23 protein-coding genes are annotated in these 26055 nt (G+C 45.0%); 15 read left to right on the top strand and 8 right to left on the bottom strand.

The features are described from left to right. Nucleotides 1-248: 248 nt before the first annotated feature. A complete protein-coding gene (gene dxr, locus QZ918_RS04745) occupies nucleotides 249-1439 on the bottom strand; it encodes a 1-deoxy-D-xylulose-5-phosphate reductoisomerase (RefSeq protein ID WP_293331710.1) in 1191 nt (396 codons plus the stop codon). Between the two features lie 286 nt (nucleotides 1440-1725). Here dxr and QZ918_RS04740 point away from each other — a divergent pair, with 286 nt between their 5' ends. The 3 genes from QZ918_RS04740 to QZ918_RS04730 all read left to right on the top strand — a co-directional run bounded on the left by QZ918_RS04740 (nucleotide 1726) and on the right by QZ918_RS04730 (nucleotide 6528). Further along, nucleotides 1726-3297 (top strand): DUF2079 domain-containing protein, encoded by a 1572-nt coding sequence (locus QZ918_RS04740; protein WP_293331777.1) that lies wholly within the window; start codon nucleotides 1726-1728, stop codon nucleotides 3295-3297. A gap of 51 nt (nucleotides 3298-3348) precedes the next feature. After that, on the top strand, nucleotides 3349-4872 hold the full coding sequence (locus tag QZ918_RS04735; RefSeq protein ID WP_293331708.1) for a DUF2079 domain-containing protein: 1524 nt from the start codon (nucleotides 3349-3351) through the stop codon (nucleotides 4870-4872). A 216-nt stretch (nucleotides 4873-5088) separates the two neighbouring features. Further along, on the top strand, nucleotides 5089-6528 hold the full coding sequence (locus tag QZ918_RS04730) for a DUF2079 domain-containing protein (protein ID WP_293331705.1): 1440 nt from the start codon (nucleotides 5089-5091) through the stop codon (nucleotides 6526-6528). Between the two features lie 278 nt (nucleotides 6529-6806). On the opposite strand, the gene QZ918_RS04725 is transcribed toward QZ918_RS04730, so the two are convergent. Both QZ918_RS04725 and cas6 read right to left on the bottom strand, forming a co-directional pair. After that, nucleotides 6807-8555 carry a sensor histidine kinase gene (locus tag QZ918_RS04725; protein WP_293331702.1) on the bottom strand — a complete coding sequence of 583 codons (1749 nt, stop codon included), beginning with the start codon at nucleotides 8553-8555 and terminating at the stop codon, nucleotides 6807-6809. Between the two features lie 403 nt (nucleotides 8556-8958). Then, a complete protein-coding gene (gene cas6, locus QZ918_RS04720) occupies nucleotides 8959-10083 on the bottom strand; it encodes a CRISPR-associated endoribonuclease Cas6 (RefSeq protein ID WP_293331699.1) in 1125 nt (374 codons plus the stop codon). A 300-nt stretch (nucleotides 10084-10383) separates the two neighbouring features. On the opposite strand from cas6, the gene QZ918_RS04715 reads away from it, so the two are divergent. Continuing rightward, nucleotides 10384-10746, top strand: coding sequence for a ferredoxin-thioredoxin reductase catalytic domain-containing protein (locus QZ918_RS04715; protein WP_293331696.1), 363 nt, complete (start codon nucleotides 10384-10386; stop codon nucleotides 10744-10746). A gap of 99 nt (nucleotides 10747-10845) precedes the next feature. Here QZ918_RS04715 and QZ918_RS04710 read toward each other — a convergent pair whose 3' ends face one another. Next, entirely contained in the window at nucleotides 10846-10980 is a 135-nt protein-coding gene (locus tag QZ918_RS04710) for a hypothetical protein (RefSeq protein ID WP_293331693.1), read from the bottom strand. A gap of 162 nt (nucleotides 10981-11142) precedes the next feature. Here QZ918_RS04710 and QZ918_RS04705 point away from each other — a divergent pair, with 162 nt between their 5' ends. From QZ918_RS04705 to QZ918_RS04690, 4 genes are all read left to right on the top strand, one after another. Next, nucleotides 11143-11553, top strand: a complete 411-nt coding sequence (locus QZ918_RS04705) for a DUF309 domain-containing protein (protein WP_293157227.1) — start codon at nucleotides 11143-11145, stop codon at nucleotides 11551-11553. Nucleotides 11554-11967: 414 nt separating this feature from the next. Next, nucleotides 11968-12480: an LptA/OstA family protein gene (locus QZ918_RS04700; protein ID WP_293331690.1), complete on the top strand. Its 513-nt coding sequence runs from the start codon at nucleotides 11968-11970 to the stop codon at nucleotides 12478-12480. Nucleotides 12481-12651: 171 nt separating this feature from the next. Next, the gene (gene lptB / locus QZ918_RS04695; protein ID WP_293157236.1) at nucleotides 12652-13380 is read left to right on the top strand and encodes an LPS export ABC transporter ATP-binding protein; all 729 of its coding nucleotides are present in this window, start codon (nucleotides 12652-12654) and stop codon (nucleotides 13378-13380) included. A gap of 195 nt (nucleotides 13381-13575) precedes the next feature. Next, the gene (locus tag QZ918_RS04690) at nucleotides 13576-14742 is read left to right on the top strand and encodes an LptF/LptG family permease (RefSeq protein WP_293331687.1); all 1167 of its coding nucleotides are present in this window, start codon (nucleotides 13576-13578) and stop codon (nucleotides 14740-14742) included. Nucleotides 14743-15380: 638 nt separating this feature from the next. On the opposite strand, the gene QZ918_RS04685 is transcribed toward QZ918_RS04690, so the two are convergent. Further along, nucleotides 15381-16721, bottom strand: coding sequence for a hypothetical protein (locus tag QZ918_RS04685; protein WP_293331645.1), 1341 nt, complete (start codon nucleotides 16719-16721; stop codon nucleotides 15381-15383). A gap of 331 nt (nucleotides 16722-17052) precedes the next feature. Then, nucleotides 17053-18246: an RNA-guided endonuclease InsQ/TnpB family protein gene (locus QZ918_RS04680; RefSeq protein WP_293331643.1), complete on the bottom strand. Its 1194-nt coding sequence runs from the start codon at nucleotides 18244-18246 to the stop codon at nucleotides 17053-17055. Between the two features lie 255 nt (nucleotides 18247-18501). Here QZ918_RS04680 and pgl point away from each other — a divergent pair, with 255 nt between their 5' ends. The 6 genes from pgl to QZ918_RS04650 all read left to right on the top strand — a co-directional run bounded on the left by pgl (nucleotide 18502) and on the right by QZ918_RS04650 (nucleotide 22889). Continuing rightward, a complete protein-coding gene (gene pgl / locus QZ918_RS04675; RefSeq protein ID WP_293331641.1) occupies nucleotides 18502-19221 on the top strand; it encodes a 6-phosphogluconolactonase in 720 nt (239 codons plus the stop codon). A 310-nt stretch (nucleotides 19222-19531) separates the two neighbouring features. Next, on the top strand, nucleotides 19532-20326 hold the full coding sequence (locus tag QZ918_RS04670; RefSeq protein WP_293331639.1) for a double zinc ribbon and FHA domain-containing protein: 795 nt from the start codon (nucleotides 19532-19534) through the stop codon (nucleotides 20324-20326). An 82-nt stretch (nucleotides 20327-20408) separates the two neighbouring features. Continuing rightward, a complete protein-coding gene (locus tag QZ918_RS04665) occupies nucleotides 20409-20915 on the top strand; it encodes an FHA domain-containing protein (protein WP_293153644.1) in 507 nt (168 codons plus the stop codon). A gap of 57 nt (nucleotides 20916-20972) precedes the next feature. Next, the gene (locus tag QZ918_RS04660; protein ID WP_293153642.1) at nucleotides 20973-21707 is read left to right on the top strand and encodes a PRC-barrel domain-containing protein; all 735 of its coding nucleotides are present in this window, start codon (nucleotides 20973-20975) and stop codon (nucleotides 21705-21707) included. A 166-nt stretch (nucleotides 21708-21873) separates the two neighbouring features. After that, nucleotides 21874-22437 (top strand): hypothetical protein, encoded by a 564-nt coding sequence (locus QZ918_RS04655; protein WP_293153639.1) that lies wholly within the window; start codon nucleotides 21874-21876, stop codon nucleotides 22435-22437. Continuing rightward, entirely contained in the window at nucleotides 22434-22889 is a 456-nt protein-coding gene (locus QZ918_RS04650; protein WP_293153636.1) for an FHA domain-containing protein, read from the top strand. The genes QZ918_RS04655 and QZ918_RS04650 overlap by 4 nt, the downstream gene beginning before the upstream one ends. A 143-nt stretch (nucleotides 22890-23032) precedes the next feature. Here the strand turns inward: QZ918_RS04650 and QZ918_RS04645 are convergent, their stop codons facing one another. Then, nucleotides 23033-23611 (bottom strand): DUF1997 domain-containing protein, encoded by a 579-nt coding sequence (locus QZ918_RS04645; RefSeq protein WP_293331637.1) that lies wholly within the window; start codon nucleotides 23609-23611, stop codon nucleotides 23033-23035. 36 nt (nucleotides 23612-23647) lie between these two features. Beyond that, complete coding sequence (tnpB, locus tag QZ918_RS04640; RefSeq protein ID WP_293331774.1) at nucleotides 23648-24850, bottom strand: IS200/IS605 family element RNA-guided endonuclease TnpB; 1203 nt, start codon at nucleotides 24848-24850, stop codon at nucleotides 23648-23650. Between the two features lie 264 nt (nucleotides 24851-25114). Here tnpB and pheA point away from each other — a divergent pair, with 264 nt between their 5' ends. Then, nucleotides 25115-26041: a prephenate dehydratase gene (pheA, locus tag QZ918_RS04635; RefSeq protein WP_293153630.1), complete on the top strand. Its 927-nt coding sequence runs from the start codon at nucleotides 25115-25117 to the stop codon at nucleotides 26039-26041. Nucleotides 26042-26055 lie beyond the last annotated feature (14 nt).

Genomic DNA, 26055 nt, shown 5'->3' with positions numbered 1-26055 from the left:
GTCTTCTATGAGACGGGGAATTAATTCACTCCTAGGGCTTGTGGGTAAGCGCAAATTTGCTGACACAATCATTGACGGGAGCATCAGTTTTGTTAAAAGCATTTTTTGATTGTAGTGCTGTCCCCGCTCGCGTATTCTACAAATCGCGAGCGGGGACAGCACTATAAATGCAAAGCTGAGATGCTCGATGATTGACTTTAATCCTCTGGTTTTTATGCGGACTGAAGTCCGCACTACGAACTAAAGAATTAGCGCACCGAAAGAATGCGATCGCCCAATTCGACACTTGCAGCCAAAACTTCCTGCCGCGCCCACTTGTCCGCCGCCAGAATATCCTCCAAAGCCGGACTTTCACAGTTGTCGGCTTGATGTTTGTCGCACACCTTTTCAATTAATTTCGGAATATCCAAAAATGTAATTTTTTCCTCCAAAAATAGCGCTACCGCCTGTTCGTTTGCCGCATTCAGTACCGCCGGCATCGAACCGCCCGCACGTCCCGCCGCATAGGCTAACTGCATACAGGGATACTTTTCGTGATCGGGTTCTCGGAAAGTTAAATCACCGGATTTTACCAAATCTAGCTGCGGCCAATCTGTCTGAATTCGCTCCGGCCAAGACAAAGCGTAAAGTAGGGGCAAACGCATATCCGGCCAGCCCAATTGTGCCAAAACGGATGTATCTTGTAGCTCAATTAACGAGTGAATGATACTCTGGGGATGGATGACAATATCAATGTCATCATAATCCATCCCGAACAGGTAATGAGCCTCAATTACTTCCAATCCTTTATTCATCAAAGTAGCAGAATCAATGGTGATTTTCTGCCCCATCGACCAATTGGGATGTTTTAAGGCATCGGCGACTGTTACTTGTGCTAATTTGTCGATCGGCAAATCTCGAAAAGAACCGCCCGAAGCTGTGAGAATAATTCGGCGCAAACCTCCCGCCGGTATGCCTTGGAGGCATTGAAAAATTGCTGAATGTTCTGAGTCTGCCGGCAATACTTTAACCCCGTATTTTTCGATCAGGGGGTTGACAACGGGGCCGCCGGCGATTAATGTTTCTTTATTGGCTAAGGCGATATCTTTGCCTGCTTTGATGGCGGCAATTGTTGGTAACAAACCGGCACAGCCAACTATGCCGGTGACGACGGCTTCAGCATCGCCATATTTGGCAACTTCGACAACGCCTGACTCGCCAGCAAGTAAAATAGGTTGAGGGTCGAGATCTGCGATCGCCCTTTGCAATTCCTCTAATTTATCTTCGTCGCAAATCGCGACTATTTCCGGTTTAAACTGGCGAATTTGTTGTGACAGTAACGTTACATTTCGTCCGGCTGTTAACCCGACAATCCGAAATTGTTCCGGGTATTGAGCTACAATATCCAGAGTCTGAGTGCCGATGGAGCCTGTGGAGCCGAGAAGAGTTATTGCTTTCACAATTTTTTAAGGTTTTGTGGATCATTCTAATATTACGATTACCGGACTCAAATTAGCGGTTAACTATGGCGCAATACGGTTCAATTAAGACAGATCACCCTGGCACCCCCCTTAAAAAAGGGGAGTAGGGGGTGGGACAAGAATGCTTTCAAAGTCCCCCCTTATTAAGGGGGATTTAGGGGGATCTCCGGCGCATAAATAGTTTTAAGTGAACCGTATTGAACTATGGCGTGGCAAGCATATTTGAGGGAATCATATTTTGAGCAGTCAGTTAGTGCCAGATTTCATGGAGAATGGGGAAAATTTTGCTGGTAACCGTGAGGATATCGGCGTTGGAATCGGGGAAAATACAGAAGAAGGTCGATCGCGCTTACCGTCGAGTTTGATTTGGGCGATCGCGATTGCTGCTACAATTTTCTTTGCCTGTAGCAGTTTGCGGCACGCTTTATTCCAATCCACAGCCTTCGATTTGGGAATTTTTGACCAAGCAATTTACTTGCTGAGTCAAAACCAAACGCCGTTTTCTTCCTTGATGGGTATTCATATTTTGGGAGATCACGCTGCGGTAATCTATTATCCGCTGGCTTTGCTGTACAAAATTTACCCGGATGTGCATTGGCTGTTTTTGGTACAGGCAGTTGCTTTATCGCTGGGAGCTTGGCCTAGCTTGAGTTTAGCGCGTTTGGCGGGTTTAAATCAAGAACAGTCTCGCGCGATCGCCCTAATTTATTTGCTCTATCCGGTGGTATTCAACATCAACTTATTTGATTTTCACCCGGAAGTAATCGCTTTACCCGCACTGTTAGCAGCAATTTTAGCAGCGCGCTTAAATAAACTGGTGTGGTTTTGTACCGCAATTCTGCTCGTGTTGAGTTGTAAGGCAGTTTTGTCTATAACCGTTGCTGCCATTGGCTTATGGCTGTTTGTTTGCGAAAAAAAACAACGGTTTGGGGCGATCGCGCTTTTACTCGGTGTAGCATGGTTTTTGATAGCTTCCCAAAAAATCATCCCCTACTTTAGCGGTAGCGAAGTCGCCGGAGTCGGGCGTTATGGCTATTTAGGCAAATCCGTCCTCGAAATCATCATCAACCTCATATTAAAACCACAGCTAGTATTAGGAAAAATTCTTTCCTTCGACACATTCAAATACTTATTTATTCTCACCTTACCCGTGATTTGGCTGTTGCTGCCATTTTCCCGCCCCACCAACCTCAAATATTTAACAGCCTTAATTCCAGCCATCCCTACATTAATTATCAATATCCTCTCCGATTTACCATTTCAACGGAGTTTAGCTTATCAATATTCAGTACCAATTGTTCCATTTTTAATCTTAGCAATTATCGCCCAAGCAGCAGCAATCAAAAACGTAAGTCAAGCTACATCTCTCAATCCAGAAAATATTCAATTACCAAAAATAGCTAATTTACGCTTAAAAAAAATCCCAATTCCGCAACTGTGGCTCGGAATGCAATTACCCAAAGCAATGGTAATTTGGTCATTAATAATTTTCCTATTGCTGGGAGAATCCAAAGACTTTATTCTGTATGCAAGTAGACTAGATACCTGGCAAGCCACACGGGAAGCAATCGCCCAAGTTCAAACCCAAAGCAGTATTTTAACAGATAATAGACTTGCTCCTCACTTTGCCCATCGCCCTACAGTCAAATTGCTTTCACAAATTTCACCTCAAACAAATTTAGCTGAATTTAAATATATATTATTAAACCTCCGCCATCCGTGGCCAGATACCGAAAAAATTGGTAACACCTTAGCAAATCAACTTAAAAACGATCGCACTTTTCAATTAACTTATCAAAAAAACCAAGTTCTACTATTTAAACGCATCGCCGCTTAAACCAAGAAAATGCTAACCTTACAATCCCCAAAATCCCATCCAGTATTGTTAATGGTTGTCGTAACAACGATAATTTTATTTGCAGCCAGCAGTGCACGCCACGCTTTGTTTCATTCCACTGCCTACGACTTAGCCATTTTTGACCAAGCAATTTACTTGATCTCCCAAAATCAAACACCATTTTCCTCATTAATGGAAATCAATATTTTAGGAGATCATGCTGCCTTTATCTTCTATCCCCTAGCTTTACTCTACAAAATATATCCCGACGTGCACTGGCTGTTATTCGTCCAAGCTTTTGCCCTGGCCTTAGGTGCTTGGCCTAGTTGGAGTTTAGCACGTCAAGCGGGATTAACTGAACCAAAGGCGATCGCAGTTGCAGCCATGTATCTGCTATATCCCGCAGTATTTAACGTCAACCTCTTCGACTTCCACCCCGAAGTCATAGCAATGTCCGCCATTTTAGCAGCAATCCTAGCCGCCAGACTCAATCAAACATTGTGGTTTTGTGCCGCCATCCTCCTAATCTTAAGCTGCAAAGCCGTGCTATCTTTGACAGTTTTGATGATGGGTGTTTGGCTGTTTTTCTTTGAAAAAACTCGCAAGTGCGGACTCATCGCTATGTTTCTCGGTGCAGCCTGGTTTTTGATAGCCACTCAAGCAATCGTACCATATTTTAATCAAGGCAAACAACACGCAGGTGTCGGGCGATACCAGTATTTAGGAAACTCTGTTTTGGAAATTGCGATTAATTTAATCTTGAAACCAAATCTCATTTTAGGGCGTTTGTTTTCTGCTGGGACTTTCGGCTATGTGTTTTTATTATTTTCCCCTGTAATTTGGTGGCTTTCGCCGCGTCACCTGTCACCATTAATTGGTGCTTTTCCCATGCTAGTGATGAATATTCTTTCGGATATTGAAGCCCAACGAGATTTGATTCACCAGTATTCGGTACCGATATTTCCATTTTTATTAATCGTGGTAATTTCTACACTAGCAGACAGACAGATAAGAGGCAATGATTTTTGGAAAAATTTCCGAAACTATTTATGGAATCACCGGAATTTGATACTCCGAATTTGGAAGCCCATCTCGAAAAAGATTTCGCTTAAATCTGTCAAACATATCTGGATGAGCCGCCTGTGGATTCGCCGCAGTTGGAGGTGGGGAAAATTGCTGTTTGCTAATGTGTCAAAATTGTTGGTTTTGTGGTCTTTTTTGAGTTTCTTGATTTTAGCAAAATATGGGTATTTTGGGACCATTTATTTAGAGTCTCTAGATACTTGGCAAGCGACGCGACAGGCAATTAATAGAGTGCAAACTCAAGGCAATGTGTTGACAGATAATTCCCTAGCAACTCATCTCGCTCATCGTACAACAATTAAATTGTTGCATCAAGTTACCAACGGACAAAGTTTAAATGAATTTGAGTATGTACTATTAAATATGCGCCATCCTTGGCACGATACTGCGGATACTGCTGCAAGTGTTGTGACTCAACTGAAAAAATCTCCTTTGTTTCAAATAAGCTATCAGCAAGACGATGTATTTTTGTTTCAAAAAGTCCGCAAATAGTATGATAATAAGTAATACCATTTATCTAAAATTGTGCAACACTCTTCGACCCCCCCTAGCCCCCCCTTGGTAAGGGGGGGGACAAGAATACTGTTATTTAGTTTAAAATAGGTATAAAATAAAATCTGGTGAATTAACCGTAATTTCTGTAGGGGCGGGTTCACCATTGTCTTTGAGAAAGTGCATCAATCAAATAAACCCGCCCCGGCTAAGACTATGAACAATTTTAAGCTAAAATATCATCCAGTAATTTGGCAAATCGCCCTTTTTGCCCTGATATTTTTCCTCTGCAGCAGTGTACGCCACGCCCTGCTTGAATCCAACGCCTTTGAGCTCGGAATTTACGATCAAGTAGCGTATCTTATCAGTCAAGGAAAGACGCCGTTTTCCTCATTTCTCGAAATTCATCACCTAGGAAATCATGCCGCTGGGGTGATGTATCCCGTCGGTTGGCTTTACAAAATATATCCCAATGTTCACTGGCTGTTGTTAGTGCAAGCAGTAGCCTTAGCATCCGGGGCTTGGCCAGTTTGGTGTTTGGCCAGTCAAGCCGGATTAAAGAATAGTATAGCTCGGGCGATCGCCTGTATCTACCTTTTCTACCCCTTAGTCTTCAATGTCAACCTCTTCGACTTCCACCCCGAAGTCATTGCTTTGCCCGCACTGCTAGCAGCCATCCTCGCCGCACGACTCAATAAAACTCTGTGGTTTTGTGCGGCCATCGTCTTAGTTTTGAGCTGCAAAGCCGTGTTATCTTTAACTGTAGCTGCGATGGGATTGTGGCTGTTGTGTTTTGACAAAAAACGCAATTGCGGGCTGATAGCTCTATTTGTCGGGGTAGGTTGGTTTTTAGTAGTTACTCAGGGAGTTATACCATATTTTAATCAGGGAAGAGAACACGCGGGAATCGGGCGATATCAATATTTGGGAAACTCGGTTTTAGAAATAGCTGTTAATTTAATCTTGAAACCAAATCTGATTTTAGGGCGTTTGTTTTCGGCTGATACTTTTCAATATTTAGCCTTGTTAGTATTACCTGTAATTTGGTGGATTTCGCCACGGCATCTGACACCTTTAATTAGCGCTTCCCCGATGTTAGCCATGAATATTCTTTCGGATATCCCGGCTCAACGAGACTTGATCCATCAATATTCTATTCCGATATTGCCGTTTTTGTTGGTGGCGGTAATTTCGACTTTGGCAGATAGGAATCAGCAACAGGTAAAGACAATATTTGATAGATTGCCAATGCCAGATTATCAGTTGCCGAGAGTCATTGTAATTTGGTCGTTAATTGGTTTCTTAGCTTTAGCGAAGTACGGCTATTTTTGGACTATTTATCTAGATGCCATCGACACTTTGCCGGCTAGCAGAGAAGCCATCACTCTCGTCAACACCAAAGGTAGTGTTTTAACCACTTCTCACATGGCTCCGCACCTAACGCACCGCCCTGTAGTACGCTTAACTCAGGCTCAGACGCCTCCTGAAAATCTCGCAGAGTTTGAGTATGTCTTGCTCAATCTGAGGTATCCTGGCTGGATGAGCGATCGAGCTTTTGTGCAAAACCTCATAACTCAAGTCGCCAACCATCCCCAATTTAGACTCAAATATCAGCGGGATGATATTTATCTATTTGTCCAAAATGCTAATAAATAATTTTAAATCGTATGAGAGCGAACGATATAATATTTTCACCCGGTCAAATTGACCCTTAATACCAATTTAATCTGAAGTTGCACATATCCCGATCCCCCTAAGTCCCCCTTAATAAGCAGGGTGATTTTATTGTCATCATAGGTATGTAGTTGCGCTTCAGCGCTCTTGATAATATTAGGAAAGAGCGCTGAAGCGCAACTACGTACCTAATTTGTATTCGGATTCTATGCAGCCTCATAAAAAATTCGTATAACTCTGCTTTTGATTATTCATTGAAATTAACCAATAGGTAACTCAATCACAAACTCCGTTCCCTGTCCAATTTGGGAATGGCAGTAGAGTTTCCCCCCGTGCTTTTGGGTCACAATCTGGTGACTCATTGAGAGTCCTAGCCCGGTGCCTTTCCCAGCATCTTTGGTTGTAAAGAATGACTCAAACAACCGTAATTTAAACGCTTCATCGATGCCTGAACCATTATCAGCAATCGTAATTCTGACCCAATTATCTTCGACAATTTTAGTTTGAATTTTAATTAAAGGAATCAGGACGACTTCAGAATCATCAGAATTTTTACTTCGATCCATTGCATCCTCTAGGGCATCAATCCCATTACCGATAATGTTCATAAATACTTGATTTAGTTGTCCAGCAAAACATTTAACTTTTGGCAAGTTACCGTAGTTTTTGGTGACAGTAATTTCCGAATGATTATTATTAGCTTTGAGTCGGTGTTTTAAAATTAATAGCGTGCTGTTGATGCCTTCGTGGATATCGAAAGCAATCTTTTGGGAAGAGTCTGCTCGTGCGAACAACCGCATGGAATAACTGATATCGCGGATACGTTCAGCACTCTGCTGAAGAGATGCAAGCATTAGGGGTATATCTTCTTCTACAAATTCTAGCTCAATGGCTTCAGCGTGTTCGACAATTTCTGACGCAGGTTCGGGGTAATGCTGCTGATAGATGTGCAAATGTTCTAGTAAGTCTTTTAGGTATCTTTCTGTATGGGTTAGGTTGCCGGCTATGGAATTAATTGGATTGTTAATGTCATGGGTTACTCCTGCAATCAACTGTCCCAAAGTCGCCATTTTTTCATGTTGAATTAGGCGTTCTGTGGATGCGGCTTGTTGTTCCTGTAGCAGTTGCTTGACTCGTCGAATCAGTTTATTTAGAGCTGTTGCTAATATACCAATTTCATCTTTAGTGGTAACAGCAGCTTGTAAATCAAAATTGCCAGTTTGGGTTGCTTCCTGAGCAATAATGGTCACTTGTTGGAGGGGACGAGCGATCGCCCGACTGGTATAAATCGCGAGGAAAATCCCAATCGCCACTGACAAAATCATGCTCCCAGCAATAACCTGCACTCGTAGCACCTGTACATTTTCAAACTCAGTTTTTGCTTCTCTGTACTCTTTATACGCTCTTACCTTTAATTGCTCTATATCTTGTAAAAATTTCTTCAATTGCAGCGATGCAGGACTGCTGCCAAAAGTCAAGAGCTGGCTGCGGAATATCTGAATTTCTGCGGGTGATAATTCAGCGGTATTAATTGCCTTTAATATCGCCTCTGTCTGCTGCAAGTAAACCTCTGGAATCTCTTCATTGGCTTGCAGAAAACGTTTGAGGGTCTCTATTTCACCAGGTGACTCCTCAACCTTAGCATTTTTTGTATCTCCTTCCGATGCTTTAAACTCAGACCATTCTTTTTTGAATAGATCCACATGGTTTAAAAAATAGGAATACTGTTGGTCTAGCAAATCCCGATTCTCCAATAGCATCAGGATCTGCTGTTGGTGGAGGAGAACTTGAAAGAGGTGGATCTGCAATTCACTGATGGATTGAGTTTCTTCGATCGCATCTTGTTCGTGTTTAACAGCTTGTTGATGATATTGGTCAGCAATCGATATTCCTGTAGCGGTTCCCAGAATTGCCACTCCGAGCGCCAGTCCATAGCCCACACTAATCTTTTGTCCTAGCTTGAGACAACTGAACCAATGCTTCAGATGACGTAAACGCAACTTTCGCATAAATGAATGCTTTAAGAAATGGCTCTCATATAGATCTAATAAGAGACCAAGTTTAAATCTATTTTTAGGTTCGGGCATAGAACTAATGGTGGAAACTGGATATATTATAATCACAATTACTTGTAAAAAAACCAAAACCCAGGACTTAAAATAAATCAAATACTTCGAGAATTTTTCGCAGGTCTCCTAATAGTAAATCGATTGAATTACTCGCCAACCAGTTATCGTTTTTTTTCACATAAAATTGATCGCTCTAACTACCAATATAAGCGACAGCGAATGAATTTGACAACTCAATCAAAATTTCTCATCCATCCGCTTCATCGTCTGGCTGGCTGTCGTCGAGCTTTTTTCCATGAGAGGCTCAGCGTACTGGGCTTTTTCGTTGTGTGTCTGCTTCGCTTCAATCCTCAACTTTCAAAGCTCTTCTTGCTAACTTCACATAAGTTTTCACAGTTTCATAAGGCATTTCCAAATCAGCAGCAATATCCAACAAAGATTCCCCCAATTCCCGGCGCGCTAAAATCGTCGCCCAAGTTTCCGCAATCTCACCAGCCCGACTTCCGCCTGTACGCTTTCTGTGCGCTATAAACTTATCTGTCAATTCATCGATTCGCGCCGCCAATACGCTTTGGATAGAGACTTCGGGTAGGGATTCTGTCAACCATTGCGATCGGGTTTGTCCCAATCCAAAAGTTGTTTTGTGTCCTGTGCCACAGTAAGGTGCTAATTGCCCCAAGGCATAAAATAATTGTACAAAATCAGGGCGCAATCCGGCCGATCGCCCGATCGCAAATTCTACAGCCCCAGTAAATCCCGTTACCATACCTTTTTTGCCAGCCGCCACCTTTTGCGACTCCAACTTGTGGCGGCTAATAATTACATTTTCGTCAATCCAAGTCATAAATTCTGCTTGGTCAAAATTCATACCCGAAAAGTTATTCCAGCGGCGCAAATAGCTGTGAAAAACATTTTCTGGAACTGGTAGCGGGAAGTGATGCCCTTTGCTGCGAAAGCTTGTAGGAGTTACAAAACTAAGTTTTATGTTTTTAGATAATGGAGTTTCTGCTGTTAGCAATTGCTGGTAAGTTGTCGGAGAAAAAGCAATCTCCCAAGAGCGAATGAGTAGCGGAGCATTTCGCAAATCAATCTCTTGGGGCAAATTTTGCAGCCACTGATTCAGCCATTGTACTACTCGTTGGGAAAGTCCTGTGACATACCAGCGGTAAATGCGATCGCCCAAAAGCTGAAATTCCTTACCGGCTGGGAGCAACTCACCCTCCAATCCCGAAATAGTAAAGGCTTTTTCTGACTGCGAGTCGTGCAAAAGTTGCGATAATTCCGGGTCAGTTTCCTGAATTTGATACAAAAACCAAGCGTGCAAACCTATAGCATACTGCGCGTACAGATAGCTAGCTGCGCGGGGGGTCAATTCAAACACTAATCCGACTAACTCGGTGTCAGCCGGCCAAATTAGCCCAGAGGAAGGAACTTTTTTGGTGCGGGTGGGGTGCGGGGAAATTGCCATGAGATGCCGGAAACAGGGACAGCGGTCTCATATTTTATCCTTTTTAATCCCCTTTGGGGGATGTTTTTGTCTGGGCGGGCGATCGCCCAAATCTATTAGCAGCTCCAAAAACCGGGTCAACCGCCAGTTTCCCGAAATCGGAGGGATGCAGAAAAATCACCAAAAAACCGACAACCTAAAACTCAATTTTTGTCAAGTTTTTCCTCCTTGTAAGTAAAGAGAAATATACAAGTGTTTAAAATCACATTCTGGGGTACAATCGTGAAAAGCTCGTGACATCCTCAACTCCGATCCTAAACTATGAACACAACAGAAAAATCCAAACTCTCCAACGAAAAAACTTTGGAGGCGATGAAGAATTTCTCCGAAACCTATGCCAAGCGCACCGGTACTTACTTTTGTTCCGAGCCTTCAGTCACTGCTGTCGTCATAGAAGGACTAGCAAAACACAAGGACGAACTAGGCGCTCCCCTATGCCCTTGTCGCCATTACGAAGACAAAGAAGCCGAAGTCAAAGCCGCCTACTGGAACTGTCCTTGCATTCCCATGCGCGAGCGGAAAGAATGTCACTGTATGTTATTTCTGACGCCAGATAACGATTTTGCTGGAACTAATCAGGAAATTAGCATGGAGCAGATTCAAGCAGTCAGAGAGACTATGTAATCGGTTAAGTAGGCGGTTTTCAGTTGACAGTTGACAGTTGACAGTTGACAGCGACCTCTACCTGAAAGGAAGAAGATTGGAGTAATCAATAGTCTTCTTTTAATTTCTCCCGATCGGGGCTCTGGCTTTAAACCAATTATTTCTGGTAAAATTGGTAGCTGTTTTCATCAGTTGACAGTTGACAGTTGACAGTTGACAGCTACCTCTTCCGTCGATAGAAGAGGATTGGAGCAATGAATTATTTTGTTTGATTTCCCCCTAAAAGGGGAGGCTTCAGACCCAATTTTATCTGTAAAAATAGGTCGTTATTGTTCCTATTTTTAAGACTTAGCTATTGAAAAAAAGATCGCTGCCTACTGAAACACGCACCCAATCGAAAATTCCCAATTTCAATCAATGACAGATGAAATGCCGATCGAGTTTTTGCAAGGTATCGAAGAATTTAACAGCCAAGATTTTTACGCTTGTCACGATACCTTAGAGGCTTTGTGGATGGAAGCGGGCGAGCCGGACAAAAGGTTTTATCAGGGAATATTGCAAATTTCTGTCGCGCTTTATCACTTAAGCAATCAAAACTGGCGCGGTGCAGTCATCTTGCTGGGAGAAGGCATAAATCGGCTCAATTATTATCAACCGAGTTATGCGGGAATTGCTGTTGAAGATTTGCTCGGACAAAGTGCTAAACTTTTGAGCGTATTGCAACAAGCTGGCCCGGAAAAAGTTGCTGATTTTGTACCGTTGTTCGCAGGTACAGAAGTTGCAGGCTTGCAATTACCATACATTTTGAAACATCAGATGCACGGTTGACACTTCTTCAAATTATCTGCGTACATCTGTGTACATCTGCTTTGCATCTGCGGTTGACTATCAATCAAAGATTTAAGCAACAAGTTTATTGACTAAAAGTCACACCCAAGACTGAAGTCCTCACTACAAACCGCAGCCAGAGGACTGAAGTCCTCACTACAAACCGCAGCCAGAGGACTGAAGTCCTCACTACAAACTGTAAATCAGCCAAACACGTCGTTAAATTCGCTATTGTCTTGCTAGGATAATTGGTTGACGCTCTCGGGCAGGTCGATCGACCTCACGGGAATTTTTCACGGCCGTTAAGATAAAATATCTAACCGATCGGGTGTGGTGGATCTAATCTCCATAGAGAAAAATCAGGGGTGAGATAATGCCCTTCAGCAATTTCAAAAATTTTGAGGCTTGCAAGCTATGATGCCCTCCGCTAAACTACTGAGTTCCCGCCTATTCAAAGGATTATCGCTGCTGTTGCCACTGACTCTGGCTAGCGCGATCGCCTCTCCCACCTACCCGCAAGCCGCACCGCCCCGCACTCTTTCCGTGCGATCGGACGTTCAAGAAGCCGACTCCAAAACCGGCATCGTGACAGCCCGCGGCAACGTCCAAATCAACTACCCAGCCCGCCAAATACAAGCAACCGCAGCTCAAGCTCAATACTTCAGCCGCGAGCGCCGGATCATTCTCAGCGGCGACGTGTACGTATTGCAGCAAGGCAACAGCCTGCGCGGCGAAACCATCACATACCTGATTGACGAAGGGCGGTTTATTGCGCTCCCAGACAACCCAGGACAAGTAGAATCGGTCTATCTGGTGGCGCCAGAACAAGATGCAGCAGCCCAAAATGCGATCGGGCCCAAACCAGCTCCGGTTAATCCAAATCCCGCTGTTAAACCGCCCGCCCGTCCCCGAACAGCTCCTAAGTAACACGCCAGGTAGCAGCAAAATTTCGCATCGGCAAAAAGATACTACTTGAGATAGATGCGAAATTTCGTCTTTTAAAAACTAAAAAGTTTGAAAAGGTAGAATGTAAACTTCAAACGCGATCGCACAAACCCACAGTCCGAAATTTAGCTGGTAGAAATTGCGTCGGCAATCATGAAAATTGTACTCGAAAATATTCACAAATCCTACGGAAAACGCAATGTAGTCAGTCGCGTCAACCTTTCAGTAGCCCAAGGAGAAATCGTCGGACTCCTCGGCCCCAACGGTGCAGGCAAAACCACAACATTTTACATAGCTACCGGATTAGAAAAACCCAATCAAGGGACTGTTTGGCTCAACGATTTAGACATCACTAAATTGCCGATGCACAAACGAGCAGAGTTGGGAATAGGCTATCTCGCTCAAGAAGCCAGCATTTTTCGCAACATGAGCGTCCGCGACAACATTTTGTTAGTCCTAGAACAAACTCAAGTGCCTTGTGGGGAATGGAAGCAGCGAGTCGATTTCCTGTTGCAAGAATTTCGCTTAGAAAAAATAGCATCCAGTTTGGGAATTCAAATCTCGGGGGGAGAAAGACGGCGGACTGAGCTAGCGAGAGCCTTAGCTGCTGGGCGAGACGGGCCGATGTTTCTATTTTTAGACGAACCGTTTGCAGGCGTCGATCCGATCGCAGTTGACGAAATTCAGACGATTATTGCCAAACTGCGCGATCGTAAAATCGGCATCCTGATCACCGATCACAACGTCCGAGAAACCCTCGAAATTACCGATCGAGCCTACATCATGCGAGACGGTCAAATTTTAGCCTCCGGGGCTGAAGAAGAACTCTACAGCAACCCTTTAGTGCGGCAGTATTACCTAGGCGACAACTTCGTGCGATAGTCTGTGATAGCAACCGCTAAAAGAGTTAAGACAGATGCCATAGGGGCGGGTTCGCCTAAATATCAATATCCTAGCCCAAATATCTATAAACCCGCCCCCCCCACGACTAGATTCAACTATAAAAACACAACACATAATTGAAGAATTGAGAATTTAAAATTTAACTTGAGGAGCCAACCGCAAAAACGCCAAAATATGAAAATAGCAATGTCCAAATCTTTCAATCCCCTCAACTGGCTGCCGAGAATATCAGTAATGGACTGGTACATTACCAAAGAACTAATCGGCCCATTTCTGTTTGGCGTCGGACTATTTACATCAGTAGCCGTCACCGTGGGAGCCCTATTTGAATTAGTCCGCAGAGTAGCAGAATCAGGCCTCCCCTACGGTGCCGCCCTGGAAATTTTTCTGCTGCAAATTCCGTACTTTGTAGTATTAGCTTTCCCCATGTCAATGCTGTTAGCAACCTTAATGAGCTACAGCCGACTCTCCAGCGACAGCGAACTCATCGCCCTCCGCAGTTGCGGAGTTAGCGTTTACCGATTGATAATGCCGGCAGTCATTATGAGTTTAATAGTTGCCGGCTTCACCTTTGCTTTGCAAGAATTAGTCGTACCCGCCGCCAGCTACCGAGCTACCATGACTTTAGACAGAGCTCTAAAGCGAGAAAAACCGACATTTCAAGATCGAAATATCATCTACACAGAATTTCGCAAACCCGAAAAAGGCGGTGAAGAAATCCTGTCCCGCTTTTTTTATGCAGAACAGTTTGACGGCCAGAAAATGAAAGGTTTAACAATTATCGATCGCTCCGCTCCAGGCCTCAATCAAATCGTTTCGTCAGAATCAGCGACTTGGAATCCCTCAGCAAACACCTGGGATTTTTTCAACGGCACCGCCTATATAGTAGCTCCAGACGGCTCTTACCGCAATATAGTTAGATTTCAACACCAGCAGTTGCAACTTCCCCGCACGCCCTTAGATTTAGCTGCGAGAGTGCGAGATTTCAAGGAAATGAACATTGCTCAAGCATTAGAGCGTTTGGAAATCATTAAAAACAGCGGCGATGCACCACAAATTCGCAAACTCCGGGTGCGAATTCAAGAAAAATATGCTTTTCCCTTCGTATGCTTGGTATTTGGTTTAGTGGGAGCCGCTTTGGGAACTCAACCGAGGCGATCGGGCAAAGGAACAAGTTTTGGTATTAGCGTGGTGGTGATTTTCACTTACTATGTATTTTCTTTCATCACCAGTTCTATGGGCGTGAAAGCTGTTTTAACACCGATTCTATCGGCTTGGTTGCCGATCGCATTTGGCTTAGGAATCGGCGGATTGTTGTTGGGAAGAGCCGCCTCTAGGTAAGTTTTACCAATCAAAGTGGAATTTAGAATTTGGAATTGGTAATATCACGTCCATTGCTGACAAGTTAAGACCTAGTTCCATTTGTCAATCAGTAATATTACTCAAAAAACTGCTGGTTGAGCTGTCGAAATTCGCATCTGATGGGGTGAATGGACATCAATATGACGCTACGGCTCGATCGTAAGTTAGCCAAAATCTCAGTTTTTCACCCAAAATCCGAGTTAATTTTGAGTATAATTACTGATTGACAAATCTATCTCTAGCTTAACTTGTCAGCAATGTATCACGTCCCGTCGATTACCATCACAAAAACCGTTCGTAGTGTGGACTTTAGTCCGCAATATACTGCGGACTAAAGTCCACACGTGCGTTCCTTACTTATTGCAGTCAATCGACCGTACACGATATAATTGATAATTGGTAATTCAGAAAATTCACAATTGTAGGGTGCCTCGCCCAAGAAAAATCTCTAACTCAATATCGACAATCTCATAGCGACCCACCTTATACAATTTCTCAAAATTTTTTCAGGTGCGTCGCTGTGAAATTATCTGTCAACTTCACGGATTCTCAAGGGCGACACACCCTACAATTCAACTTCTTCCTTCTTCCTTCTTCCTTCTTCCTTCTTCCTTGATTCACGGATTGGCAAAAGTATTGATTTCGCCACCGCCAATATAGCGTCCCGGAGTCAAAGAGCGAGGTGTAGAAAAAGGTTGCGGTTGCATTAGCTGTCCGCCCTGATTGGTGTTTTGAGGAACTGATCCAAAGTTAGGCTGGCTTGGCAAATTAATCTGACTTGGTTGAGGTTGTTGAAATTGAGAATTCGCTGAATTGGGAGAGAATTGAGGATTAATTATCTTGTTTGCTCCGGCACTCGTGCTAGGAGATTGCCCGAAATTCGGAATTAGCGGTATTGGTGAAGGTGTGGCGACAGGAAGCGCCACAGGTTGAACTTCCGGTGCCAAGCCCGACTCGGATAAATTAGTTTGGTAGGGATTTTTTGGCAAAGCCACCGTTGGAGCCTGTGGAGTAATTGTGGGGATGACTGATCCTTTGGAATTTAACCCGGTAAATGATTCAGGAAGTGTAGCTGCCGGGTTTAAAAATTGTTGAGAGTCGCTAATAATTGTATTTGTAGAAGCCGGAAGTGGGGAGATTGTCGCAGGAACATTCCCAGGATTTGCTTTCCCTTGAGCTGTAGCGAGCGTTGGCAACAAATTTGCCGGATTTGTCCCAGATCCAAGGGAAGCTGGTCGATCGAGCAATTTAGGGGTGTTTGCACTTTTCACGGCCGCCGCCGTTGCTGAAATGTCAGCAGCGACGTATTTTTTCATGGCTGCTTGCAGCGGGCTCAAAGGCAGAGGATTGTCGTTTTGTTTGCTGGAAGTACCGCTACCTGATGCCTCCGGTAAAGTTGCTTCCGGTACACCCGCAGACTCAGAGTCGATCGTTTTTATGCCCGACAAACTCAAATCAGATGTCGGGTTTGAACTTGGCAAGCTGGAATCTTGTGAGTTATTGTTGACTGTCCCAATCGCAGGATTTTGTAAATTTGACAGCGACACAAATGTGTTGATTGCCGCCGACTTTGGCTCTGAAGATCGGTTAGGCTTTTCTGAGCCGCGACTGCGAATTTCGTCGAATAAACCTTTACCTTTGACTGCTGATGAATTCAACAAGTTCAGTTCAGAATTGGAGCGATTGAACTGATTGACTAGCACCGGCAAGCTGTCGATTTCAGCAGCAATGGCACTATCTTCAGCAGATAGCCCGGGGAGCGCATCTGGATTGTTTGAGTTTGCTGCTTCTTCTTCGCCATCTATGCTCAACTTTTCTGGATGTACGGAGACTTCCCAGATAAAAAACCCCCCCGCACACAGCACGGCTAGCGGAGCCCAAACCGACGGTTGCGTCCAGTGGCGGAAACGCGCTATTAGATAGCGGACAGATGTAGGGAATTTTTTGAAATTTGACATAGTTTTGCTTCCATCCGAGCCTGGGGACTTAAAACTATTTTTCATAAGTCTACCACATCAATCTTCATGATTTTTGCTATCCCCAGGTAAGTGCGATCGCGATTTTGATTGCAAGTTGCGAAAAATATAATAGCAGAAGCAAGAACTATGAAGGAAGTTCTACTATATATATCCTGTGAAAAGTGCAATTAAGAACGTCCTAACTCTCGGAAACGGTTGCTACAGATGTATGTAACAGGTGAAGCTCGATTAAGTACCGACAAAAATAAGTTTTGCCCAGTAAAATAAAGCAGACTTGACACTCCCCGGCCGTACCGCGGGATTCTTCGATCTACGAGCCAACTTGCTGGGGCAGGATTTCTCCAACCAAAGTAGAGGTTGATTCTCCCAAAGCGTTGCTTGCGTGCTTCGCAAAGGTTCCGACGTGCCCCGCCGTACCCAATCCCCGACTGAGGATATTTCTAGCTGCGTTGAAATCTCTATCCAATCTACACCCACATTGACAAACGTGTGTTCTAGTAGATAGGGTCTTCTTCACAATTACACCGCAACTAGAGCATTCTTGGCTAGTATATTGCGGGTTGACCGCCACCGTCACTCGGTCAAATACTTTACCGAAGTATTCGAGCCAGATACGAAACTGATACCAAGATGCGTCGTTTATTGACTTAGCCAGACAGTGATTCTTCACCAGATTTTTAATCCTCAAATCTTCGTAGGCTATCAAGTCGTTTGATCGAACTACGCACCGTGCAAGTTTAATTGCATGGTCTTTACGTTGCCTGCTTATTTTGAGGTGGCGCTTGCCCATAATTTGTCTGGCTTTGCCTCGATTCTTTGAACTTTTTACTTTTCGGCAAACCCTTCTTTGGGAACGCTTCAAAACTTTTTCACCGGTTCTTAGGAATCTCGGATTTTCCACCGTTACCCCGTTTGAATCCGTGTAATATTCTTTCAGCCCTACGTCTAACCCGATCGTCTTTCCCGAAGGTTCAATCTGTTCTTTTCGGTCAACATCAACACAAAATTGGACGTAAACGCCATCCGCACGTTTTACCAATCTCACCCGTTTGATTTGAGCGATTTGGTAGAAGTGTAAATCTCGCGTTCCTTTTAACTTCAGTCGTCCGATTCCTTTTTTATCGGTAAATTGAATTGACTTCCGATCGAATGCAAGCTTCCAGCCCGTCGATTTGTATTCAACAGAGCGACAGTCTTTCTGAAACTGCGGGTATCCTTTTTTGCCACCCCCCTTCGGGGAGCGACAGTTTTCGTAAAATCGGGAGATAGCAGACCAGGCTCTTTCAGCACTAGCTTGTCTGGCTTGAGAATTGAGTTCGTCAGCAAATGGGAATTCGCGAGCTAAGACAGCGCAGTATTTATTCAAGTCGTACTTGTTAACTTTTGGGTTGTCCATCCAATAACGCAAACAGCTATTGCGGACAAATTGTGCCGTACGAATTGCGTCAAAAACTGCTGTGAATTGGCTCTTATTTCCGTAAGCTTTGAATTCAAATACTATCATGGCTTTACCTCTCGCTCCTTATGCTACTTTATTCAGCACAAACAATTTGGGCTTTGCAACAAAAGTTTACGATTAAAGCCGTCGTATTAACGACGGGGTTTTCAACCCAGTTTTCTGATAAGAATGATAAAATCCGACTTGACCCTGTGTAGAGCCTTCCAAGCGTGTCAGCCGATCGACCTCAAAGCAAAATGTCAAGGCCGAATTTGGGTAATTGCCCAGCTCCAGACGAAGAGAAAAGTTGAGAGGAAATTAATGAAAAAAGTAGTAGAAGTATTAGCAAATCGGGAAGAACTCATAGAGCGATCGCTCGCGGTTGTCCTATCCAAAATCCCAGCAGCGATCGCAGAACGTGGAATTTGCACGATCGCCTTGGCGGGTGGCAGCACACCAGAACCGCTCTACAGAGCGATCGCCACCCAAGACCTGCCTTGGGACAAAATTCACGTTTTCTGGGGCGACGAACGCTACGTTGCGCCAGATCACCCGGACAGCAATCAAAAAATGGCGCGTCTCGCTTGGCTCGATCGAGTAAACATCCCCGCCAGCCACATCCACCCCATGCCCACAGGCGCGGCTGACCCCGCAGCCGACGCCTCGACGCACCAAACCGAATTGCAGCAATTCTTCAAAATATCCGACGGCGAGTTTCCCGCTTTCGACATCATCCTATTGGGCATAGGAGACGACGCCCACACAGCCTCTCTATTCCCCGGCACACCAGCCTTAGAAGTCCGTGACTCCCTAATAACCGTCGGCAACAAAGACGGTCAACCCCGCATCACCTTTACATTCCCCTTAATCAACCGCGCCCGATGCGTCATCTTCATGGTGGCAGGAGCCAGCAAACAACCCGCCCTCAGTCAAATTTTTGCCCCCGCAGCCGACTCCACAATCTATCCAGCCAGACTCGTTCAACCAGAGGGCGAACTTTGGTGGCTGCTCGATGCTGCCGCAGGCGTTGCAGTAAAATAACTGAGAGAGCTGAGAGTGTCAGCACTGTCAGCAGTATCACTAACTAATTCTTTTCCTTAGTTCCGAATGTCACGGAACTATAGCCTTTCTCAAAAAGATGAGGTATAACTGACAGCTTATATAACCCTTAAACTCTTAGGGCCCAAGCCCAACAACGTCCGCGAATCTTTCTGATAACCGCTATAACTCAGTTGCTAGTATTAGCGAAGCAATATAAGAATTGTGGCGGTTAAAGTTAAAATTTGACCATATACACGACTATATTTTATGAGGCTGATTGGAAAATCTGGCCGATAGCAAGGAGAAATCGATGATTGTCTGTCCCAATTGCAATCACCAGAACCCCGACGGGGCCAGCCAGTGCGAGTCTTGTTACACGCCTTTACCCGTTACCGCCAGTTGCTCTAACTGCGGTGCAGCGGTTCAGACAGATGCAGCATTTTGCGGTCAGTGTGGCTTTAATTTGCGTCCGGGTTCCTACGTTCCAGAAGTTGAGGCGACCGTACCGTCCGCCTCGCCTGTGGGCCCCACAGTGGTATCGCCACTGGTGCCGGACTTAGGGGCAACCGAACCGCCGACGATCGCAATGGAACCTCTAGTTACCCCCGATCCGGGGCCGAACTTAGAAAAAACTCCCGCCAGCATTCCGACAATTCCCGATCCCCCGCCGTCGCTCTCGGTTCCTGTTACAACAGAATCGGTGGCAACAGCACCAAATACCTCTCCCCCGGTTCCCGACCCACAGCCAGCGGGTGTGGCTAAAACTCAACTGCAACAGCAGTCGGCGCGACTGATACACGTTCAGACAAATACGCCGATGGAATTGCCTCACAATCTCGCTGTGATTCACATCGGCAAGCCAAATGACTTGGTGCCCCCAGATATTGATGTTTCGGGATTTGCTAATTCTGAGATAGTTTCTCGGGTACACGCAAATCTCCGGGTGGAGGGAGATGCTTGCTACCTAGAAGATGTAGGCAGTTCTAACGGCACTTACGTCAACAATACTCCCCTGCCCAAGGGAAACCGACATCGGTTGCGACCGGGAGACCGCATCTCTCTGGGAAAAGGAGACCTGGTTACGTTTCTATTTCAAATCTCTTAGATCGAGTTTGGATTGGGCGATCGAAAGTCTAAAATCTAAAATCGCATCTTGAGGCGCTCTACCAAAACTCAATGCTGCCAATGTGATTAAGCTGACCTTGCTACATCCACTCCAGTCTATTCCCGTCCGCAGTTGGATCTTTGAAGACGAACAGGTCGTCCGGATCGGGCGATCGACGGAAAACCACGTCGTTCTTTTTAGCGCTGTGGTTTCTCGTCGCCACATCGAATTGCGACGCAGCGGCATTAATTGGGAACTGATCAATTTAGGTACCAACGGTACTTACCTCGATGGTAAGCCGATCGCTAAGGTTCCCGTTGTGGACGGTCTGATCGTTCACTTGGCTCGCTCGGGCCCGAAAATTCAAATCAACGTCGGTGGGAATCAGTCCTCAGCCCAGTTAGCACAAACTAGCGTCAAGTCAAGGGATGCTAAGGCAATTCACGCTCCCTCCGGGGGCGCACTGCTTAGCACGATTCCTATTCCCAGCCAAAAAGAAATTGGCACTTCCAGGGAAGAAGACGAGTTAACTGAGGCAGAAAATACTCCCCATTATTCGGAAGAAAAAGAAGAAGAAGAAGAATATTAAATCGACATCTTTGGACGATCGACATTTTTCTTGCAGGCGGCACTCAGGAGTTTATTTATGAGTAAATCACAACAGATTGTTAAGCGCAGCGAACTGATCAACCGCCGCACGATCGACCGCCGCACGGCGGAAGAGGTCGGCAGGGTAGATCGGCTTTGGCTCGATCCTCACTCCCAGCGGGCGATCGGCTTTACTTGCAAGTCGGGACTTTTGGGCAACAAAAAACGCTGGTTCGCTTGGGCGCAAGTTGATACGGTGGGCGAAAATGTTTTGGTGACGATTAACCCGGAACTGCCAGAATTGCATCAGCCGGAACAAGCTGTTTGTCCGATCGGCCTTGAGGTACTTACGGACGCAGGAAATAAGGCAGGTACGGTGGTTGACTACCTATTTGATGTCCGGACTGGTTCTGTTAGGGATTACCTGTTTAAATCTAGCGGCTGGCGTGGCGTTTTAGACGGGATTTACTTGTTGCCGGTGCAGGCGATTTCGACGATCGGCAGCAAGCGGGCGATCGTCTCTGAGGCTGCTGTATCCGAACCCGTGCAGTACGCGGAGGGACTGCACCATAAAGTCGGCATGGTAGCCGAGTTTTTACAGGAAGATCTTGACAGAACTCTTAAAAATGTGGCTGGCGTGAAGCGGAACGCTCAAAATCTGGCGGAAAAACTTCAAGATAAAGCTCTAGAGGTCAGGGATGTAGCTCAAGAAAAAGTCGCAGAGTTGAAGCGGCAAAAGGATGAATCTGTACCGCCCGATCCGGCCCAACCGCCAGAGTCGGATTTGCCCTGAAGTGCGGCCTTCCCGATCGAGAAAGTAGCTGCTTGCCGATCGCATTTTTGGGTGGCGGGCGCCCGAAAGGTCGATCGGTACAGAGTACGCGAAATAGAGGCTTTCTGGGCGAGGAATTCTAGTGCTCAAAGCATTGTATTTTAAAGGTATCGCATCAATACGAAAAATGTTAGCAACCCTAAAAGACCTATGCTGTTTGAGAGAACCAACTCCTATTTTATCTAGAACCCGCAGCCTTAATCATTGGTTAACTTCTGTAGGGGCAAACAGCAATTCGCCGATCGTCGCAGACTGTCGCCCGATCGACAACTCGAATCAGCGGTGCAACCAGCACTCGTCTGAGTTGAATTCTCCGATCGACCTGTGGGAAAATGGTCACTCCACCGCTCGATGGGCCCAGATGGGCGATCGGCCGGGTAGCTCCATCCGAGATTCAATCGATCGAGAACTTCGCACTGCTGTCGATCGCGGCCAAGTTCACCAGATTAATACGATCGTGTTTGGTGGCGATCGAGGACAGGCAAAGTTCGCACCTGGAGTCCAAGCTCACAATCAAAAGTTTGCTCAAATGCCTCAAGCAGTCAAAAGTTCAACTTTTACGGCAAAGCGAGGGAGTAGCGGCGCGCTGACAACGCCTTTAAGCATCAACTCTTTTGCGGTTTTATCCCAAAAATTGGTTCTTGAAGCATCCCCGTTTCTGTCATGCGGCGGAGTGTCAAAACATCAGTGATTACCTTAACTTTGCTACATCCTATTCAATCTGTCCCGGTTCAAAGTTGGTGTTTTGAATCCGAATCTGTGGTTCGGATCGGTCGATCGAACGACAATGATGTAATTATTTACAGCGCTGTTGTTTCCCGCCACCACGTAGAGCTGTGGAATCATTCTTATGGCTGGGAAATTATTAATTTTGGCGCTAACGGTACTTATGTAGATGATAAACCGATCGCTCAGCTATCGGTAGCGGACGGGATGACGATTCGCTTGGGCAATTCCGGACCAAAAATCCGAATCCGGGTGGGGGCGACGAATGTGCAACCGAGCAAAATAACTCGGCCACCACAGCGCGAACTCGCCGACAAAAAAGAAGAAGTTTCACAAGACAAATCAACAGCTTGGTCTGGGCCTAGGGGAATCATGGAAGACGATGATGGAGCGCTGACTCACATCGATTTTGAGTGACCCGCTGCTATCTATGGGAGCTAGGAAATTTCAACAAAATTCAGGCTGCATTGCATTCGATCGTCTGGTCAGTTAATATAGCTTAATTTTGAAGTTCCCCATTTTCATACCCTGATTAAGCAACGTCATTCTCTAGAATCCGCTCAACCTTCAACCGATAAGATTTGAGGGATATCGCTCGATATTACTTCTGTTTCGCTGCTTGCCCAACGGCGGTAATCTAAGAGCAACTGATACATTAACCGCTGTTTGACGCCCAGCAGCACGCTCTTGAGCAAACCGTTGCCCGTTGTTTCTAAAATTGGTTTGGGTGTCAGCCAAAACGGTGGCGGTAACTCTACTTGCACCTCTAAATCTGCTTTTCCTTTCAAGTACGTTACCCCACTGCTTTGGTGTACGTAAAGCTTTCCTTTAAGATTGAGAGCAAAGCGATCGTTTATATAATCCACACCAAGAATCGAGCAGGCGACGGACTCCAAGTTGATTGCGCCCTCCGACTGCGCCCATACCCTCATGTCTACTGTGGGTTGAATGCTCAGCATCATAAATTGTAACGGTCGCATTTTCAGGCGGAAACAGTCATCGCTTAGTTGCTCTGTGCGAGTACGATCGACTAGGGCATTCACCAGTCGCCTCGGCTGGCGCAGATAATGTTGAATGGGAACCCGTTCATCTGGTACGGCGATCTCAACGGATTGCGAAGCATGAAATCGGATATACATGAGAATATGTCAATATATAGGATTCGTAAGCATATCTTATTGACACTCCTCTGCTATCAGGCGAGAGGATTCTTCGCTCACAGGGAGAAGCCTTGTAAAAGCATTGCCTTTACTTGGTCTTACTCTCCCTCCCGAAGCAGTAGCGGTATGCCCTACCGTCAAAATTCGCAAACCTTCATATAGAATATTTTTAGCTGCGTTAATATCTCTATCGTGGTTTTCTCCACACTTAGGACATTGCCAGCTACGAATATTCAAACTCAAGCTATCTACACGATTTAAGCAGTTATTACAGGTCTTGGAGCTAGGGAAAAATCTATCTACTTCAATGTAGGTTTTTCCTGCCCACTGGGCCTTGTATTTCAACATGGTACAAAATTGCCCCCAGCCAGCATCACTAATTGATTTAGCTAGGCTGTGGTTTTTAACCATATTTCTAACTGCCAGATTTTCTACAACGATGACTTGGTTTTCGTCAACTAATTTACGACTTAGTTTGTGTAAAAAATCTTCGCGACATCGGACAATCTTAGCGTGAACTTTAGCAACTTTAACTCTAGCTTTATTGCGGTTATTAGACTCTTTTAGCTTACGGCTTAATTGCTTTTGTCTTTTAGCTAATTTTTTTTCATACTTTCGATAGTATTTGGGATTTCCATGCTTAGTTCCATTGGAAGTAATAGCGTAATGGGTTAACCCAACGTCTATCCCGATGGCTTTCCCTTCTGATGATTTTTCGGGTAACACTTTCCCGTCATCATAGAGACAAGCCGCAAAATATTCTCCCGATGGGCTAACTGAAACCGTGACCGACTTTAGACTTCCTTCTGGTTGCCTTGATACCTTACAATGAACATCGCCAATTTTGGGTAATTTCAAGGTATCGTCTTTTAACTTACATCCTTGAGGAAATCTAATCGATTGTCGATTTTGTTTCTTTTTGAAGTTTGGATACTTAGCCCTTCCTTCAAAGAAATTGAGAAAAGCACTCGAAAGATTCAAGGCGGCTTGCTGCAACACTTGTGACGGTGCTTCTGTCAGCCATTCGTACTCTTTCTTTAGGGAAGGTAAAAGGTTGATTATTTCATTCCTGCTTAACCCCTTTCCTGTTTGCTTATAGGTCTCAGAGGTTAGATTGAGAGCGTAGTTGTAAAACCATCTAGTACATCCAAACGACTTCGCAAGCAAAATTGACTGCACATTTGTCGGATAGATTTTGTACTTGAACGCTTTCAACATTTTCCTTACCAAACTACTCATAGTATGTTATCACAGAAAAACTTAAATCCAAAGCCGTCTTAAAAGACGGGGTTTTTAACCCAGTTTTCTGATAAACTATAACTTTTTTAAGGGGATATGAGTCGCGCATTAACTCGCTCACTCCCGCCATGTCATCCGAAAAATAACTGATAAAAGCTTTCGGGACTCAGGCTATTTTTTTCATCATACTTGCTGGCTGATGAGAGTAAAGCAAACATTTGTAACGCAAAATTGCCGATTATTATGAAAATTTCCATTGCACATCTCGGCCCTGTAGGTACCAATGCAGAAACAGCAGCTCAGGCTTATGTCAATTGGTTGAGCCGGGAAACTAACTCCGAATGCACGCTGTATCCTTATTCCACCATATCTCAGGCACTAGAGGCATCTGCCTCCGGGGTGGTTGATTGCTCAATTGTGCCGGTAGAAAATTCCATAGAAGGTAGCGTCACTGTCACCCTCGATACCCTGTGGCGGCTGGATGCACTGCGAATTAAACACGCCCTGGTTTTGCCGATTTCCCACGCGCTGCTGTCAAATGCTCAAAATTTTAACGAGATTCAAAAAGTTTACTCTCACCCGCAAGCCCTAGCTCAGTGTCAATTGTGGTTGGCGGAGTTTATCCCACAGGCTCAGTTGATTCCGGCTAATTCAACGACGGAAGCGTTGCACTATCTAGAAGATAGCAGTATAGCGGCAATCTCTTCGCCAAGAGCCGCCGAACTCTACAAATTGCCAGTGCTAGCGAGCCCGATTAATGATTATCCCGACAATTACACTCGATTTTGGGTACTTGGCTCCGATGCAGGAAAATTAGGAAACTTCGCAGAATCCCACGAGTCATCAATGACATCCGGCGCCACACTAGCGGCTAACTCGCACCTAGATTCAACTTCGGCGAATTGTACTCACACGTCACTAGCTTTTAGCGTACCTGCTAATATGCCTGGAACACTGGTAAAACCTTTGCAAGTATTTGCCAGTCGGGGTATTAATTTAAGTCGCATTGAATCTCGGCCGACTAAGCGATCGCTCGGAGAATATATTTTCTTTATGGACGTGGAAGCCGATGTTTGTTCTACATTAGTGCGATCGGCACTAGAAGAGTTAAAAAAACACACGGAAACTTTAAAAATCTTTGGTTGCTACACTGTACTGTCAGTAGTATAATTCTAATTAATACT

Origin of the sequence: Microcoleus sp. CAWBG58 (genome assembly GCF_020883045.1) — a bacterium.
Taxonomy (GTDB): Bacteria; Cyanobacteriota; Cyanobacteriia; order Cyanobacteriales; family Microcoleaceae; genus Microcoleus.
The sequence above is the reverse complement of the archived record's forward strand: the minus strand, read 5'-3'. Positions and strand labels throughout refer to the sequence as shown.